This window comes from Alphaproteobacteria bacterium HT1-32 (assembly GCA_009649675.1).
GTDB lineage: Bacteria > Pseudomonadota > Alphaproteobacteria > Rhodospirillales > HT1-32 > HT1-32.
In genome coordinates this window covers 1-1,556 of the sequence record WJPL01000016.1, presented here as the reverse complement: position 1 = coordinate 1,556, position 1,556 = coordinate 1, and the positions used below count along the sequence as shown (strand labels likewise).

The 1,556-nt window shown below is 61.1% G+C and carries 1 protein-coding gene; it reads right to left on the bottom strand.

Annotated elements, in window-relative coordinates:
• On the bottom strand, positions 1-1,556 hold a 1,556-nt coding region (locus tag GH722_20645; protein ID MRG74171.1), incomplete at both ends, for a hypothetical protein.

Genomic DNA, 1,556 nt, shown 5'->3' with positions numbered 1-1,556 from the left:
TCCGCCAGCGTCGACGGATCGAGATCGTAATCCGTTGCCGTATCATCGGACGGCGTGCCCGTCAGCGTGAACTCGAGACCGAGGCTGTTCTCACCATCGGCCGCACCATGATCGAGGCTGTCCTGCAGCGTGAAGGTGTAGCTGCCGTCTTCATTCAGTTCCACCGTGAATACATCACGGCCGTCCGCAGTGGCCTGCAGCGTGTTGGTTGCCGCATCCCAGCTGTAGGTGACCGCTTCACCCTGGCTGGTCAGACCCGCCGGGCCTTCAAGCGCCCAGTCCAGATCGTCATACTGCAGCGCCGTCGGTGAGCCGTCGGCTGCACCATCCGCACCGTAATCAATCGTGATCAGGTCACCATCGAGACCGAGGTCGCCTGTAGCACTGAGGCTCTCCTTCGTGTCGTCCGTGCCGTCGGCCAGATCGTCTTCATCCAGCGTGACTGTGTCAGCCGCCGTCGGTGTCGCAACTTCAGCCGCTTCCGGAACATCATCCGTCACATTGACCGAGAAGGTCTGCGTGATCGAGGTATCCGCCAGTGTGGACGGATCCAGATCATAATCCGTTGCCACATCATCAGACGGTGTGCCCGTCAGCGTGAACTCGAGACCCAGGCTGTTCTCGCCGTCTGCTGCCCCATGATCGAGGCTGTCCTGCAGCGTGAAGGTGTAGCTGCCGTCTTCATTCAGTTCCACCGTGAATACATCACGGCCATCGGCTGTCGCCTGCAGCGTGTTGGTTGCCGCATCCCAGCTGTAGGTGACCGCTTCACCCTGGCTGGTCAGACCTGCCGGGCCCTCAAGCGCCCAGTCCAGATCGTCATACTGCAGCGCCGTCGGTGAGCCATCCGCCGCACCATCCGCGCCGTAATCGATGGTGATCAGGTCACCGTCCAGACCGAGGTCGCCCGTTGCACTGAGGCTCTCCTTCGTGTCGTCCGTGCCGTCAGCCAGATCGTCTTCATCCAGCGTGACTGTGTCAGCGACCGTCGGTGTCGCAACTTCAGCCGCTTCCGGCACATCATCCGTCACATTGACCGAGAAGGTCTGGCTGATGGAGGTATCCGCCAGCGTCGACGGATCAAGGTCGTAATCCGTTGCCACATCATCAGACGGTGTGCCCGTCAGCGTAAACTCAAGGCCCAGGCTGTTCTCGCCATCGGCAGCGCCATGATCAAGGCTGTCCTGCAGCGTGAAGGTGTAGGAGCCATCTTCATTCAGTTCCACCGTGAATACATCACGGCCATCCGCTGTCGCCTGCAGCGTGTTGGTTGCCGCATCCCAGCTGTAGGTGACCGCGTCACCCTGGCTGGTCAGACCTGCCGGGCCTTCAAGCGCCCAGTCCAGATCGTCATACTGCAGCGCCGTCGGTGAGCCATCCGCCGCACCATCCGCGCCGTAATCGATGGTGATCAGGTCACCGTCCAGACCGAGGTCGCCAGAGGCTGAGAGGGATTCCTTCGTGTCGTCCGTACCGTCAGCCAGATCATCTTCATCCAGCGTGACTGTGTCAGCGACTGTCGGTGTCGCAACTTCAGCCGCTTCCGGAACGTCATC